At 65.2% G+C, this 13,346-nt stretch carries 16 protein-coding genes and 1 pseudogene; 7 read left to right on the forward strand and 10 right to left on the reverse strand.

All coding sequences use genetic code 11. The features are described from left to right. The first annotated feature begins 33 nt into the window (after positions 1-33). The gene (gene trpD, locus AC1DKQ_RS03405) at positions 34-1,098 is read left to right on the forward strand and encodes an anthranilate phosphoribosyltransferase (RefSeq protein WP_476884629.1); all 1,065 of its coding nucleotides are present in this window, start codon (positions 34-36) and stop codon (positions 1,096-1,098) included. 44 nt (positions 1,099-1,142) lie between these two features. Here trpD and AC1DKQ_RS03410 read toward each other — a convergent pair whose 3' ends face one another. The 4 genes from AC1DKQ_RS03410 to AC1DKQ_RS03425 form a co-directional block, all read right to left on the reverse strand. Further along, entirely contained in the window at positions 1,143-1,826 is a 684-nt protein-coding gene (locus tag AC1DKQ_RS03410) for a DedA family protein (protein WP_476884628.1), read from the reverse strand. Between the two features lie 148 nt (positions 1,827-1,974). Continuing rightward, entirely contained in the window at positions 1,975-2,202 is a 228-nt protein-coding gene (locus AC1DKQ_RS03415; RefSeq protein WP_476884627.1) for a hypothetical protein, read from the reverse strand. A gap of 152 nt (positions 2,203-2,354) precedes the next feature. Continuing rightward, complete coding sequence (locus AC1DKQ_RS03420) at positions 2,355-2,636, reverse strand: Lrp/AsnC family transcriptional regulator (protein ID WP_090580900.1); 282 nt, start codon at positions 2,634-2,636, stop codon at positions 2,355-2,357. Between the two features lie 88 nt (positions 2,637-2,724). Continuing rightward, complete coding sequence (locus tag AC1DKQ_RS03425; protein WP_476918208.1) at positions 2,725-3,168, reverse strand: DUF3054 domain-containing protein; 444 nt, start codon at positions 3,166-3,168, stop codon at positions 2,725-2,727. Positions 3,169-3,282: 114 nt separating this feature from the next. On the opposite strand from AC1DKQ_RS03425, the pseudogene AC1DKQ_RS03430 reads away from it, so the two are divergent. The 3 genes and pseudogenes from AC1DKQ_RS03430 to AC1DKQ_RS03440 form a co-directional block, all read left to right on the forward strand. After that, positions 3,283-3,429 (forward strand): annotated as a pseudogene (locus AC1DKQ_RS03430) (VOC family protein); the annotation flags it as partial. A 613-nt stretch (positions 3,430-4,042) separates the two neighbouring features. Beyond that, the gene (locus AC1DKQ_RS03435) at positions 4,043-4,435 is read left to right on the forward strand and encodes an SHOCT domain-containing protein (RefSeq protein WP_476918209.1); all 393 of its coding nucleotides are present in this window, start codon (positions 4,043-4,045) and stop codon (positions 4,433-4,435) included. 91 nt (positions 4,436-4,526) lie between these two features. Beyond that, complete coding sequence (locus AC1DKQ_RS03440) at positions 4,527-5,186, forward strand: cyclodeaminase/cyclohydrolase family protein (protein ID WP_476918210.1); 660 nt, start codon at positions 4,527-4,529, stop codon at positions 5,184-5,186. 71 nt (positions 5,187-5,257) lie between these two features. Here the strand turns inward: AC1DKQ_RS03440 and AC1DKQ_RS03445 are convergent, their stop codons facing one another. The 5 genes from AC1DKQ_RS03445 to AC1DKQ_RS03465 all read right to left on the reverse strand — a co-directional run bounded on the left by AC1DKQ_RS03445 (position 5,258) and on the right by AC1DKQ_RS03465 (position 9,883). Next, entirely contained in the window at positions 5,258-5,842 is a 585-nt protein-coding gene (locus AC1DKQ_RS03445) for a 5-formyltetrahydrofolate cyclo-ligase (protein ID WP_476918211.1), read from the reverse strand. A 94-nt stretch (positions 5,843-5,936) separates the two neighbouring features. After that, positions 5,937-6,620 carry a response regulator gene (locus AC1DKQ_RS03450; RefSeq protein ID WP_476918212.1) on the reverse strand — a complete coding sequence of 228 codons (684 nt, stop codon included), beginning with the start codon at positions 6,618-6,620 and terminating at the stop codon, positions 5,937-5,939. Then, entirely contained in the window at positions 6,608-7,825 is a 1,218-nt protein-coding gene (locus tag AC1DKQ_RS03455) for a sensor histidine kinase (protein ID WP_476918213.1), read from the reverse strand. The genes AC1DKQ_RS03450 and AC1DKQ_RS03455 overlap by 13 nt, the downstream gene beginning before the upstream one ends. Before the next feature lie 108 nt (positions 7,826-7,933). Then, positions 7,934-8,320: a hypothetical protein gene (locus AC1DKQ_RS03460; RefSeq protein ID WP_476884620.1), complete on the reverse strand. Its 387-nt coding sequence runs from the start codon at positions 8,318-8,320 to the stop codon at positions 7,934-7,936. Positions 8,321-8,422: 102 nt separating this feature from the next. Further along, the gene (locus tag AC1DKQ_RS03465) at positions 8,423-9,883 is read right to left on the reverse strand and encodes a DJ-1/PfpI family protein (protein WP_476918214.1); all 1,461 of its coding nucleotides are present in this window, start codon (positions 9,881-9,883) and stop codon (positions 8,423-8,425) included. 191 nt (positions 9,884-10,074) lie between these two features. On the opposite strand from AC1DKQ_RS03465, the gene AC1DKQ_RS03470 reads away from it, so the two are divergent. Then, entirely contained in the window at positions 10,075-10,467 is a 393-nt protein-coding gene (locus AC1DKQ_RS03470; protein ID WP_476884619.1) for a VOC family protein, read from the forward strand. 33 nt (positions 10,468-10,500) lie between these two features. Here AC1DKQ_RS03470 and AC1DKQ_RS03475 read toward each other — a convergent pair whose 3' ends face one another. Then, positions 10,501-11,031: a GNAT family N-acetyltransferase gene (locus AC1DKQ_RS03475; protein WP_476918215.1), complete on the reverse strand. Its 531-nt coding sequence runs from the start codon at positions 11,029-11,031 to the stop codon at positions 10,501-10,503. 199 nt (positions 11,032-11,230) lie between these two features. Here AC1DKQ_RS03475 and AC1DKQ_RS03480 point away from each other — a divergent pair, with 199 nt between their 5' ends. Both AC1DKQ_RS03480 and AC1DKQ_RS03485 read left to right on the forward strand, forming a co-directional pair. After that, entirely contained in the window at positions 11,231-11,926 is a 696-nt protein-coding gene (locus tag AC1DKQ_RS03480) for a carboxymuconolactone decarboxylase family protein (protein ID WP_476918216.1), read from the forward strand. Between the two features lie 304 nt (positions 11,927-12,230). Then, entirely contained in the window at positions 12,231-13,304 is a 1,074-nt protein-coding gene (locus AC1DKQ_RS03485) for a DNA polymerase IV (RefSeq protein WP_476918217.1), read from the forward strand. Positions 13,305-13,346: the final 42 nt, after the last annotated feature.

Raw genomic sequence — 13,346 nt, forward strand, 5'->3', positions numbered from 1 at the left:
TCTTTGCGGGGCCGACCTCGATAGCATCGGGAGGTGACTTCACAGGCATCTGCACAGGCGGCAGGCAACACCTGGCCGCGGCTCATCAACGCGCTCATCAGCGGCGTGGACCTCACCGCCGGGAGCACCGAGTGGGCCATGAACTCCATCATGTCCGGTGAAGCGACGCCTGCCCAGGTGGCGGGATTCCTGGTGGCCCTGCGCTCCAAGGGCGAGACCGTGGATGAGCTGTCTGGCCTTGTGGAGGCGATGATCTCCAACGCCAACCCCATTGACATTGCCGGTGAGAAGTTGGACATCGTCGGAACGGGTGGCGATCAGCAGAACACTGTCAACATCTCCACGATGGCCGCCCTTATCGCCGCCGGTGCGGGGGCCAGAGTGGTCAAGCATGGAAACCGTGCGTCGTCATCCTCGTCCGGATCCGCCGATGTCCTGGAGGCCCTCGGCGTCAGGCTCGATCTTCCCATTCCCCGCGTGGCGCTCAACGCCGAAGAGGCGGGAATCACGTTTTGCTTTGCCCAGGTGTTCCACCCCTCGATGCGGCATGCCGCCGTCGCCCGTCGCGAACTCGGCGTTCCGACTGCGTTCAACTTCCTGGGCCCCATGATCAACCCCGCCCATGTCCAGGCCTCGGCCGTGGGCGTCGCCAACGAGCAGATGGCCCCCTTGGTGGCCGGCGTGCTGGCCAAGCGGGGCAGCCGCGGCCTGGTCTTCCGCGGGAATGATGGCCTGGACGAGCTCACCACCACCGGCCCGTCGCGCGTGTGGGAGATCCGTAATGGTGAGGTCACGGAAGAGATGTTTGATCCGCGCAACCTCGGCATCCGGACGGCCACGCTGGAGGAGCTGCGCGGCGGTGACGCCGTAACCAATGCCGCCGTCGTCCGCGCTGTCTTGGCCGGCGCGCCGGGTCCGGCCCGTGATGCGGCGCTGCTCAACGCGGCGGCCGGGCTGGTTGCGTTCGACCTCGACGCCGTGGGTCCACTGGCGGAACGCATGGCCGCCGCGTACAAGCGCGCCGAGCAGTCCATTGAATCCGGCGCCGCGGCCGCGGCGCTGGACAGGTGGGTCGCTTTGTCGCAGACCGCCGCTTAAGCGCGGCTACCCAGCGCGCCCGGCGGGACAGTAGCGCCCCGGCTTCACTCAGGGCCGGGCACGCCGTCCCCTGCCCCCTCCGCTGACTGGAGCTTCCGGCGTCTGCGCCGGCGCCAGACGATCACCAGGCCAAGTATGACGACGGGGACCAGCACCCAGCCGCCGATGTCGAGAGCGTCACCGAGGGCCTGGGCCAGTGTCCCGGCCAGATAGGCGAGAACGCTGAGGCTCGCGACCCAGGCAATGGACCCTGTGATGGTCCACAGCAGGAACTTGGGCCACGGCATCTTGGCAGCCCCCGCGGCAATGGCGCCCCAGAGCCGGACGACAACAACCCAGCGGCCGAAGAACAAGGCTTTGCCGCCGTGCCGTTCAAAGAACGACTCCATTTGGATGATGCGTTTCTCGTCGGCGTGGAAGCGCTGTGCCAGCCGCAGCATCAATGGACGGCCTCCCACACGCCCAAGTACGTAGCCAATAGTGCTCCCGAGCATGGCGCCCAGGCTGCCCACCGCGATAACGGCAGCAAGGTTTAGATCTCCATGGCGCGCCGAGGCGTAGGCCCCAAGCAGTACGGCCACGGCGGGGAGCGGCACACCGGCGCACTGGGCCAGCACAATCACGAAGACGCCGAAGTAGTACCCCCATTCGTCCGCAATCCCCGCTTCTGCCGCGACCAAGCCTGCCCAGCCGAGCGCCACGAAGCGGAGGGCAGATAATCCGGTCATCGCACACACCTCACTCCGCTGCTCCGCCGTGGTTCACAATGACGGTCCCCGCGCTGCCCGTGTTTGTTCTGCGGTCGCGACCCCCGACGACGCCGGGATGGCCCTTGTATACGCTTGCGGCGCGGGCCGAGTCAAGAGCACACTGCGGTCACGGCCCGGGCCGGCGGCGAACGTTGATCAGGTCCGCGATGACTGCTCCGATCAGTGCAAATCCGACCAGTGCAAAGGTGAACGGCAATGTGGCACCGTTGATGACGCTGAAGAGTGCGATCGGCTGCGGCACCCCGTCCATCGGGAGTGGCCGCATCGTGTTGGCGCCAGGGAAGACGGCGATGCCTCGGTCCGGCGTGGGCTCGTTGTCATGTCCATCACGCATTTCCCCTACGTTGACTGCATCGACACTTAGCGCCTATGCCATTTTTCGGTAGGGGTGGGCCAGGGGTCGCGTGATCGCCCTTGACCGCTGCGCGGATTACGAGCGGTAAGACGGCCTAATCACAGGCCACTCACGCCTGGTGCCACTCGTTGCTACTGCTCGAAACCGAGGGCAAAGGCCGCGTCGAGGTCGTGCTGTGAGTACGCGCGGAAGGCGATCTGGGTGGTGGTGTGGGCCACGCCCCGGACTTTCGAGAGCTTGTCCGCGATGACTTCAGCCAGGTCTTCGTGCTTGGCGACCCGGGCGATGGCGATTAGGTCCCACTCGCCCGTGACGGAATAGACCTCGCTGATGCCGGCGATGGCGGAGATTTCCTCGGCGGTCTCCGGGATGCGTGAAGCGTCTGTCTTGATCAGGACGAATGCGGTGACCACGTGTGAGCCTTTCCGGATCGGTTGCGCCGTTTGCGGGCCTGTCGGCGGCCCTTGTCGGGGCGCTGCCATCTTCTGCCAGCCTAGTGCATTAGCTCTGGCGACGGCGTGAACGCAACCGCCGCACGCCCGCTGCCATAAGGCGGTAACCCAGGAGGAAAACGCCCAGACTCAGCAGCGCCACGATAATGAACGGCAGCACCACCGTCTGCCCGGTGACGGCTCGCAGGATCATGCCGACGCCGACCGTTCCGAGCCAGACGGCGACGCCGGCGGGCCACACCCGCAGGGGGTCATGCCACAGCCGGAGGGTGAGCCACGCCAGTGCCGCGCCCGCAAGGAACGGCCACGCCGTCGCAAAGACGCCGGTGATGATGTCCCCGCGCTGGTGCGCGTCGCGCCCTATCGCCGCGAAGAGCAGGATCAGGAGCGCATCCGCGGAGGCGGCCAGGGCTGCTGTCTGCCCGGGCCGCAGGCCCGTACTGGGAACGTCCTGGGCGGCGGGAGGGGGGAGTCTGGGGGTTGGAGAAGGCATACATCCAAGCCTAGCCCCGTCCGGGTGGGCCGGGCGGCAGGAGCCGTGGTGCCCGAAATCACCGGGGGCTAGGCTCGGTCCCATGCCTCTGATCGCCGCCGGAGCCAGCCGGGGCTCAAGGACCGCTACGGGGTCTCGTGGCAGGTTGTGCCGTCAGTGCTGGAACAACTGATCGGTGGCCCCGACTCCGCCGGCGCCCAGCGCGCCATGCAGGCAATGTTCGGCATGCGCAAGCTGGACATCGCCGCCCTTCGGCCTGCGTTGCGGGCCCGGGCCGACCCGTCCGTGGCACCTCGGACGGCGTGGCCCGCGGGCTGGGGGACTGTCCGCACATATGATCGTCGCATGAGTAGCGACGCCGTTCCGGAGGCTGTTGTCCCGGTGCAGCTGGATCCTCAGCTGGACGGCCAGCTGAGCATTAACGACATCCTGCTCGAGCTCGGCCAAGCTCCCGTGGTGCATCCTTCCCCAGACGCGGCCAGTGAGCTGCACTTCTTCTAGGCCTGCCACTTAAAGGACTGCCTCGTCTTAGGCCGCCTCGCGCTCCCGCTCCACCGTTCATTGACCAGCCCGTTGACAGGCTCGTTGACAATGAGGCCGTGCGTAGGCTGGTGCCGAAACGGGTCCCAGCGTTCACTTGCGCCAAGCCGCCTGCGGGCAAGAGACTCCTTGATGAAGGCACCATCACAGGCGACGAGTTCCAGATGCTGAAGGCCAAGGCGCTCCGGTAGAAAGCCCCTGGCTGGAGCCGCGTCCGGGACGGCATAGGGGCTCCACCTCGGTAAATTCAGGCCTTATGGTCCTAACGGCGGATATCGCGGCGGACTACCTTGGCGCCTAAGGAATGCCAGCAGGGCTTCCTTAGAACGAAAGGATGGCTCCCGTGGAGCAATTCTGGAGCGTCATTTGGCTGTTCTTTTGGGGATTCGCGTTCGTCGCCTACCTTTTCGCGCTGTTTGCCGTTATCAGCGACATTTTCCGGGACCACGAGCTCAGCGGCTGGCTCAAGGCTGTGTGGATCATATTCCTCGTCTTCGTGCCGTTCCTGACGGTTCTTGTGTACCTGATCGCGCGGGGCCGCAGCATGGCCGAGCGGCAGGCCAAGAGTGCAGAGCAGGCCCAAGCCGCCACTAATGAGTACATCCGCTCCGTGGCCGCAGCATCCCCCACCCAGGAAATAGCGAAGGCCAAGGAACTCCTCGACGCCGGCACGCTGACTCAGAGCGAGTTCGACGCTGTCAAGGCCAAGGCGCTGAGCCAGGCCTGATTGGCGGGACGTGCCTGCGAGTGCGTCATGAAGTGCATTGGCGGGCTCGCTGAGTCAGCGGACCTCTCAACTAGAGGGCACACTTAATGTCATGGCTGATTCTGACGCGGTGACAACTCAAGGATCGACCGTTGAGGATTGGACGCGGGCTTTGGCAGAGTCCATTGGTTCGCCGGGTGGCGGAGCCGGGGCTGGAGTAATGCTTGCCATCGCTGCGTCCCTGACGTCTATGGTGGCCGGATATACAGAAGCGGAGGAGCACCAGCGCGGTGAACTCAGCAATGTTCACGGGCGGGCGCGGGCTCTGCGAGAAGTCGCCCTTCAGCTGGCCGATGACGATGCGACAGCTTCTAAGGCTTTCGGGGCCGCGTTTCGGCTGGAGCCGGGACCGGAGCGCGAGGAGGCAATCCACCGGGCATCCGTAGTCGCTGCCAAGGCATCCGCCGTGCTCGGCGAGCGGGCCATCGATGCCATCGGCGATCTGGGATGGCTCGCATCCAACGGTAACCCGGCACTCATTGCTGATGTCGTCGTCGCGTTCGGTGCCCTAAGGGCAGCGGTGACGGGGGCGCGCACCAATGTCAGTTTCGATCTCGCCGCGCTTGCCACGGAGGAAACCACCCTCGACAACATCCGGGAACAGCATCCGTCACTTTGGGCGACGGTTGAGCATTTCAACGCCGCCCTTGAACGGATCGACGAACTGACCGCCGGGATCGATCACCGCGCCGCCCCAACCGACGTCGTCTGATGCGGCGCAACGGCCGGCCCATCCCGTAGGGCCAAGAAACTCGACTGTCCGGGCATCTGGGATAAGGCTGGTCAGAACTCGCGGGTCTGACTCGGGGTTACTACCCCATTGACGGGTCGGTCATGGCTCTCTGCCGGGACCGAGTCAAGCAACTCGTCGTCGTAGACAACGGCGAACACCGGAGGGGCCTCCCTTAGAGACGCGAGAGCCCGGTCAAAGTACCCGCGCCCCCACCCCATCCTCATTCCCGACAAGTCGACCGCGGCAGCGGGAATAAGCAGCAGTTCAACACTCTGGAACACACTGGGGCCGACAACTTCGCCAACCATTTCAGAGATGCCGTACAGGCCGACCTGTTCGGGCCCTCCTCGTGCCTGCACCCAGTCCAAGAGCCCGTCCCGTCTGCTCACTGGAACCAGAACCTCTACGCCGTTGGCGGCGGCCCAACTCAAGAACGGCCGCGTGTTCGGTTCATCTGTACCCGACAGGTAGCAACCAACCAAGGTGGGGGCACGGCGACGGACCAGAGCGATCAAATTCGCCGTCAAGCCGGCCGTGGCCGCTTCCCGTTCACTCACCGATCGAGCCCGGCGGCCGAGACGAACCTCGGCGCGCAAGACACTCTTCGCATCCCTCAATAAAGCGTCCGACACCATGCCGCGACACTAGCCCTAGTTCCCGCTGCCCGCACCTTCTTCAGAGTGTCACTCACAAATTCGCCGCCGGCCAGGGGGTTCAGTTCGGCCGCCGTTAGCGTGCCAAGCCGTGTTCATAGGCGAAGATGACGGCGTGTACACGGTCGCGCAGCCCGAGTTTCATGAGGATGCGGCCCACATGGGTTTTGACCGTTGATTCCGCCACGGTCAGCCGTTCCCCGATCTCGGTGTTGGTCAGTCCCCGCCCGATGGCCACGAGTATTTCCCGCTCCCTCGGTGTCAGGGACGCCACCGCTTCGTCGCCCGCGGCGGGGGGCCCGGAGGGAAGTCGTTGGCTGAAGAGCTCCAGCATCCGGCGGCTGACCCTGGAGGAAATGGCGGCGTCTCCTCCGGCGACGGCCCTGATGGAGGCGAGCAACTCAGATGGCCCGACATCCTTGAGTAGAAAACCACTGGCACCGGCCCGGAGTGCCGCGAAGGCATACTCGTCGAGGTCGAACGTCGTCAAGACAATGACCCGTGACTGCGGGCACTCCTCGACAATGCGCCGGGTCGCGGTGATGCCGTCCGTGTCGGGCATCCGCACATCCATCAGGACCACGTCCGGCGCCAGGGTTCGACACATGTCGATGCCAATCCTGCCGTCAGAGCCTTCCCCCACGACTTCCACCCCGTCCTGGGCATCAAGCACCATGCGGAAACCCATCCGGACAAGTGTCTGGTCATCAACCAGCAGTACCCGGATCGGACGGCTGAACGGGGCACCTACCGAAGCCACGGAGATCCCTCCTGCGGTGGGAACCGGGCGGTCACGGACCATCCACCGCTGGCCAGAGGACCCGCGCGCAGCGTGCCGCCGTACAGCGCGACACGCTCACGCATTCCCGCGACGCCACGCCCGGCATGGTCGGAGTGGGCGACCTCCGGGTGCCCGTCGTCTGTCACCGTGACCACGATCGTCTGCGGGCTGAACTCCGTCCGAACCGTGACCGCTGTTGCAGCTCTTGCGTACTTAAGCGCATTAGTAAGCCCTTCCTGGACGACACGGTAGATAGCTAGCTGGATTCCGGGATCGGCCGGAGCAACACCAGCCGGCTGCCAAGCCACCGGAAGGCCCGCGGAACCGAACAGCTCCACCAACTCCGGAATGTCCCCCACCCCGGGCGAAGGTACTGCCGCGCCGGCCAACATCCCGGTATTGCCTTCGGTATCGCCTTCGTTCAGAACTCCCAGCATCCGGCGCATATCCGTCACCGCCACGCGTCCCGTCTCGGCGACTTGACGCATGGCTTGGACGGCGCGCGCAGGATCAGTGGCGGCGATCTCGGCCGAACCATGGGCCAGGGAAATCATCACTGCCAATCCATGCGAGACGATGTCGTGCATCTCCCGGGCGATCGCGTTGCGTTCCGCGGCGGCCGCGATGCTGGACAGGTGCTCCCGTTCACGCGTCAGCCGGTCCGCACGGTCCACGAGGGCGCTCACGTAGTGCCGGCGCGTGCGGACGTTCAGGCCGCTCAGTGTCGCGATCACCAGGACGGCAATCGCCTGGACGGCTTGGCCAAGGTCCACCATCGACCAGGGCAGCAGGACCGCGGCAATAAGGAGGATCGCACCGGTCCCCAGAAGGGAAAGGATGGCGTGCCGCGCTGACCGGTAAACGCCGACGGCGTACAGAGCCATGGCTGTCGCGACCGTTGCGAAGCTCGCCGGGACCGAGAACGTGATGAGCATGATGCCGGCTGTGGCAGCCAAAGACGACATCGGAGCTCGCCGGCGGAAGACCAGTGCAGTGCCGGAAACCACCACAGCGAGACACTGGAGAACGAACCACGGCCCTTCGGTCTCGCCGTCCCGGAAGGCGATGGCTGCCGCCAGGGCCGGTGCCGTGTAGGCGGCAGCGACCAAGAGGTCCGTGACGCGCGGGCGGGAGCACCATCCGCGTGGCCCGCGCGGTTCGCCCGACGAAATCGGTGACTTCACAGCCGGTACCGGCAACGCTGCCGGGCCCGCCGGGACCCCGCGCCGGTCATGCTCCGGCCTCTACCTGTCGTGAAGTGCATAAGGGTCCTTCGGCCGTGGGTTGGGAGATCAGTGGAGCGCAAGGACCAGGTAGAGGGCGGCTAGGACGAACGTGGCGGGGGTCATGATGAGGCGTTCGGGTTTGCTGCGGGAGATCCCGTTCATGAAGACTCCCAGCACGAAGTATGCCGTCATCACCCACATGGTGACCGCAGTAAAGGATTCGCTGACCAACAGCGGGACCAAACCAGCCTTGGCCAGAGCTGCATAAGCGAAGAGAGCATACACGGCTATGGACAGGGCGCTCCCGATTCGCAGTTTGGCAGGAAGGACGCGGTGTTGCCCGCCCCACGCCGCTCTTCCCAGCGGAGCTCCGGCGATAAGCGCGCCCTGGAAGATGGTCAGGCCGGCCAGAAGTGCGCAGGCGAGTGTCGCGAAAAGCTGATCTAACGGCATCTAAACCCATCCTCTTGTCCAGTCCTAGGCAGCGTGGTGTTCCTGTGCCCTGTTGTGGTGGCTGTGGAGAGCATATTCGTGAAACCGGCAGAATCATGGCAATCACCATCCGCGCCCCTCCCTTCCGCGCCGGATGGCCCTTCGAATGGCCACCGGGAGAGATCCGGCCAATACAGCAAGCAGGAGGCCAAGCACGATCAGTCCGGAAACCCGGATAGAGGCGCCTCCGGCCGGAAGGTCCAGATGCGCCGTGGGATAGTCGATCATCTTGGCTGCCGATACAGCCGTCGCACGGTCGGTGTGCTGCGCCAGATACTCGATGGCGCCGTCGAACCCGAGCGCTCCGTCGGCACCAGTAAAGGCATCGACGGGCGTGCTGCGGGACGCGGCCCAGTCACGCAATTGCGGATCAATGTCCTGGGCCCGGGCCGCGCCGGGGGCGATGAACCGGTCCATCGGGGGAGCCTGATGTTCCGGGACGGTCAGGAGAATGAGACCATGCTTGGTGGTGACGGTATCAGTGGCGCCGACCGCCACGGCCCGGGCGGCGAAGGACATGTTGTAGACCTCGAAGGCGCTGGCGACGTCGATCTCACCCACCCCGTTGAAGAGCCCGACGCCTATCGTCGGCCGGAGCCACGGGACGAGGGCGTTGAGTCCGACAGGAATGTCCGCGGCGGAGAAGGACTGGACGGGTATCTGCGCTGGCGACGCCGCCTGCCAACCCGGGTATTTCATCAGCCGGCCGACTCGTCCGGCTTCGACGGCACCCGCCATGTCCTCCATGACTTTCAGGGCGCCGGGGATGCCGGAGGTTACGCCGGCCGTGGTGGTGATCCTGCCGTCCTGAACAAATCGCAGACCTCCCGTCCACTGGACCTCGGGATGGCTCTGCTTGAGGGCACCCAGACGGGACCAGTGGCTTGTCGCCTTATGCCCATTCAAGAGGCCGGTCCCGGCGAGGACGCTCGATCCGTTGCAGACGCCCAAGATGCGCGCACCGCGACCTGATTGCTCCACGATCCACTCGCGCATTGCGGTTTCCTCCGGGCCCTCCGGGGCGCCGACGGCCGGCACAACGACGACGGCCGGCTGCCGGGCCTTGCCCGATCGGACGTCCTCGAACGTGTACGTGGGCACTATCGCCGGACCCCCGTCTATTGGCACAGGGGCGGACCGAGCGGCAATTGTGTACACCGAAAAATCCGGCGAGCTGGCAAATACTTCGTAGGGGGCCAGAACATCACTTCCAACGGTTCCTGACGATCCCAGGACGACGGCGACAACTATCGGGCCGGAGGAGGAGGGCCGATTCACGGGCAGCTCCTTCGGCTCTTGGCCGGCGGGGCGGACGTGACTTTCCGCATCCGCCACCGACGCGCCCGCGAAAGCCATCGCAGTCACAGCGAGGAGGAAGAAGCCAACCGAGAGAGCGGAATGAATGATTCGTGTAGGGAGGGATGCCATTTGTGAGTCTCGATTCCGTATGGAGTTGCGGGGCCATCGCCTTCCATGTGCCCCGCCTTGCTCTTTCACGCTACGGATCGCCCCCTCCACCCACATCGGCCGCGAGGACTCTCTTGGACCAGCCCAACCGGTACCGGGGTACTACGTGACCGCGCCCTAGGGCTTCGCCTACCTCGCAGGTTGCACGGTCCACTCCGCGGTGACCGACCGGAATCCCGGCGGCGGCCGCATGGCGTGGCTTTGCGCCACACTCCGTGCGCAGCGAAAACCGGGGTACTCTGAGGCGCATGGAGATGCGCCTCGAGGTTGTACAGGTACCCGTCAGCGATGTGGACAAAGCCAAGTCGTTCTACACAGACCGGCTTGGGTTCGCCCTGGACCACGATGTGGAATACATACCGGGCATCCGGGTCGTCCAACTTACGCCACCCGGCTCCGCCGCCTCCATCGTCATCGGCACGGGAATGACCAGCATGCCGCCGGGCAGCCTGGAAGGCCTGCAACTCGTGGTCCCGGACATGGCATCCACAAGGGCTGAGCTTCTACATCGCGGAGCGGAGATCAGCGAGGTCCAGGACATGGGTGGAATCGCCTTCGCCTATTTCAGCGACCCGGACGGCAACCGCTGGGTCATCCAGGAAGCTACGCCGCCGGACGTTCGGGAAGCCTTTCAGCGCTAGGCGCATCCGCCGTGCGATTCGATCGATCTGAGCTTAAGGCGTTCCGGGCAGCGGCCTCGAACCTTGGGCGCTCGGGACTGACACGGCCATCGAGTAGTAGAGATAGTCGCTGTCCGCGTGGGTCCGTTCAAAGCCGGCCTGTTCGTACAGTTCCCGTGCGGGGTTGACCTGGTGCACTCCCAAGGTAAGCGTGCTTGACCCGCTGGCTGATGCATCGGACACGAACCGCTCCAGTAGGCGTTGACCGAGTCCCTGTCGCCGGAATTGTGGCAGGACGTGGATGGTGACCAGTACTGCCACTCCCTCAGGCAACGGCATCCACAGCATGATGCCTGCCGGCTGACCGCCAACGTCGATAACCCGAGCTCGGGAGAGGTTCGTTGTCCAGAGCTCCAGATTCCGATCAACCGCCTGCAGCCATTTGTCGACGTGTTCGCTCTCAATTTCCCGCATATACAGCAGTTCGGACCTATAGAGCATCGGCAGGTCTGTCGGCTCGGCAGGGCGCACGGCCAGTGCGGCGGGCCGGCCGTGGGAATTGACCGAACTTGGCGCTTCCGTCATCAATATCTCTCTTCTTCGAAACAGCTGGCCCGACCGTGCCTATGTCGGCACTGCACTGTGTCCGACTGCAAGGTGAGCCTACCTGCGGCGGAGGGCGTGGAGGAGGTACTGCCAGTACACGTGTCGGGAGGCACTCCCTCATTCTTCAGGATTGCAGTTGGCCGGACTCGTGGCCTATACCAGCAACCGTTCCCCAATCATGAACGACCGGACAGAAAGGGCTGCCAGCGCAGCGGCCCACAAAAACCACGGCGAGCTTTTTCCGGGGCATGTCTCGACCCTGGCGGTCACCGACCCCGAGCTCATCGGGTATTTCGACAACTTCGCCTTCGACGAGGTGCTCCGCCACGGAAACCTGGACACGAGGACCTGGCTCATGGTGCAGCTCGCATCGATGATTGCCTCGCAGGCCATAGGGGAGTACCACGTCATGCTCGGCGCGGCGCTCGCCGTGGGCATCATGCCGGTCGAAGTCAAGGAAATTGTCTACCAGGCCGTCCCGTATGTGCGGATGGCCAAGGTTGTCGACTTCATTCACGCAACGAATGACGCCCTTACCGAGCGGGGCATCGAGCTTCCACTGCCGGGCCAGTCCACCACCACGCCGGCCGACCGTGCGGAGAAGGGACTCGCCGTGCAGAAGGACATCGTCGGGGGTGACGTTATCGAGGGCATGTATGCTTCGGCGCCCGACGACGAAATCCACTTCCAGCGCTACCTCTCAGCCGATTGCTTTGGAGACCACCTCACACGCACCGGCATCGACGTGCCCACGCGCGAGTTCCTTACACTGGCGATGCTCGTCTCACTCGGTGGGTGCGAAGCCCAGGAGTCACTTCGACAGGGATACGCAACACGCGCCCTTGTCCGGCAACCGACGACTTTGACGCACTGATTGCCCGGTGGAAGCGGACGCGGCCGGCGGGCTCGACGGAGTCCGCGACACGGCGAACATGCCACTGGCCGACGAGCCAGCTCATGTGCGGGACGACCTCGCCGCCGTCGGATCCTGGCCCCGGGAGCGCCTGGTGGCGTATGGCCACGACCCGGATGCGCGCCCCGACGGCACCTTCCGGAGCCTCGTTCCACCTGGCAGTGTTCAGCGGCGCTGGAAAAGGCGGTCAGGAGGCCGCAGGCTCTGCGGCCAAGCCCGGTGGAGAACCGATGCTTGCCGGGGATGATTAAGGCAGACTGGTGGCGTGAGTGGAATCCGGTGGGTGCTGCACGTCGATCTCGACCAGTTCATCGCGGCGGTCGAAGTGCTCCGCCGGCCGGAGCTTGCCGGCAAGCCGATCATTGTCGGCGGGCGGGGCGATCCCACCGAACGGGCCGTGGTGTCCACCGCATCCTACGAAGCCAGGGCGTTCGGCGTGGGCTCCGGAATGCCCTTACGCATTGCGGCCCGGAAGGTACCCGACGCTGTGATCCTGCCCGTCGACCAGGAGGCGTACCTGGCGGCGTCTGAAACCGTGATGGCTACCCTGCGCGCACAGCCCGGCGCCACCGTGCAGGTGCTGGGTTGGGATGAGGCCTTTGTAGGCACCGAAACAGAGAATCCGGAGGCCTACGCCCGGCAGGTGCAGGCCGCAGTCCTGGAGCGAACCCAGCTGCATTGCAGTGTTGGCATCGGCGACACCCTGGTCCGAGCCAAGGTCGCCACCGGTTTCGGCAAGCCGGCCGGCGTCTTCCGACTTACTGCCGGGAACTGGCTCGACGTCATGGGCAGTCGGCCCACCAAGGACCTGTGGGGTGTCGGAACCAAAGTGTCGGGCCGGCTGGCCAAACTTGGCATCAACACAGTCGCCGAGCTCGCCGGCTCCGACCCCCAAGACCTGGTCCCGGAGTTCGGCCCCAGGATGGGGCTTTGGTACGCGGAGCTCGGACGCGGGGACGGCGCCAGCGTTGTGGACGACACCCCGTGGGTTGCCCGCGGGCATAGCCGGGAGACCACCTTCCAGCGGGACCTGACCGAGGCCGCTCAGGTGGACGACGCCGTCAGGGAGCTGACAGCGCGTGTCCTTGAGGATGTTGTGGCCGAAGGACGGCCTGTGATCGGGCTGACCCTCAAGGTTCGGTACGCGCCGTTCTTGACCAAAACCCACGCGAGGAAGATTCCTGAGACATTCGACCGGAACGAAATCCTCGCGCAGTCCTTGGACCTCGCAGAGGGAATCGAAGCCGGCCGTCCGATCCGGCTGCTAGGCCTGCGGGCCGAAATGGCAATGCCCGACGACGCCCGAAAGGGACATACGCCGACGCGCGGCGGTTGGTGACGGCGTCGTACCCTTCCTTGCCAGCGCGGATGAATAGCTTCG

Source organism: Arthrobacter sp. 05L421 (assembly GCF_056397785.1).

What these genes read in the sequence shown, in the direction of transcription:
- AC1DKQ_RS03440 (WP_476918210.1), top strand. Translation starts at nt 4,527, where the DNA reads ATGGCTGATTCTGACGCGGTGACAACTCAAGGATCGACCGTTGAGGAT.
- AC1DKQ_RS03425 (WP_476918208.1), bottom strand. Translation starts at nt 3,168, where the DNA reads ATGCCTTCTCCAACCCCCAGACTCCCCCCTCCCGCCGCCCAGGACGTT.
- AC1DKQ_RS03410 (WP_476884628.1), bottom strand. Translation starts at nt 1,826, where the DNA reads ATGACCGGATTATCTGCCCTCCGCTTCGTGGCGCTCGGCTGGGCAGGC.
- AC1DKQ_RS03460 (WP_476884620.1), bottom strand. Translation starts at nt 8,320, where the DNA reads ATGCCGTTAGATCAGCTTTTCGCGACACTCGCCTGCGCACTTCTGGCC.
- AC1DKQ_RS03470 (WP_476884619.1), top strand. Translation starts at nt 10,075, where the DNA reads ATGGAGATGCGCCTCGAGGTTGTACAGGTACCCGTCAGCGATGTGGAC.
- AC1DKQ_RS03475 (WP_476918215.1), bottom strand. Translation starts at nt 11,031, where the DNA reads ATGACGGAAGCGCCAAGTTCGGTCAATTCCCACGGCCGGCCCGCCGCA.
- AC1DKQ_RS03415 (WP_476884627.1), bottom strand. Translation starts at nt 2,202, where the DNA reads ATGCGTGATGGACATGACAACGAGCCCACGCCGGACCGAGGCATCGCC.
- AC1DKQ_RS03465 (WP_476918214.1), bottom strand. Translation starts at nt 9,883, where the DNA reads ATGTGGGTGGAGGGGGCGATCCGTAGCGTGAAAGAGCAAGGCGGGGCA.
- AC1DKQ_RS03480 (WP_476918216.1), top strand. Translation starts at nt 11,231, where the DNA reads ATGAACGACCGGACAGAAAGGGCTGCCAGCGCAGCGGCCCACAAAAAC.
- AC1DKQ_RS03445 (WP_476918211.1), bottom strand. Translation starts at nt 5,842, where the DNA reads ATGGTGTCGGACGCTTTATTGAGGGATGCGAAGAGTGTCTTGCGCGCC.
- AC1DKQ_RS03435 (WP_476918209.1), top strand. Translation starts at nt 4,043, where the DNA reads ATGGCTCCCGTGGAGCAATTCTGGAGCGTCATTTGGCTGTTCTTTTGG.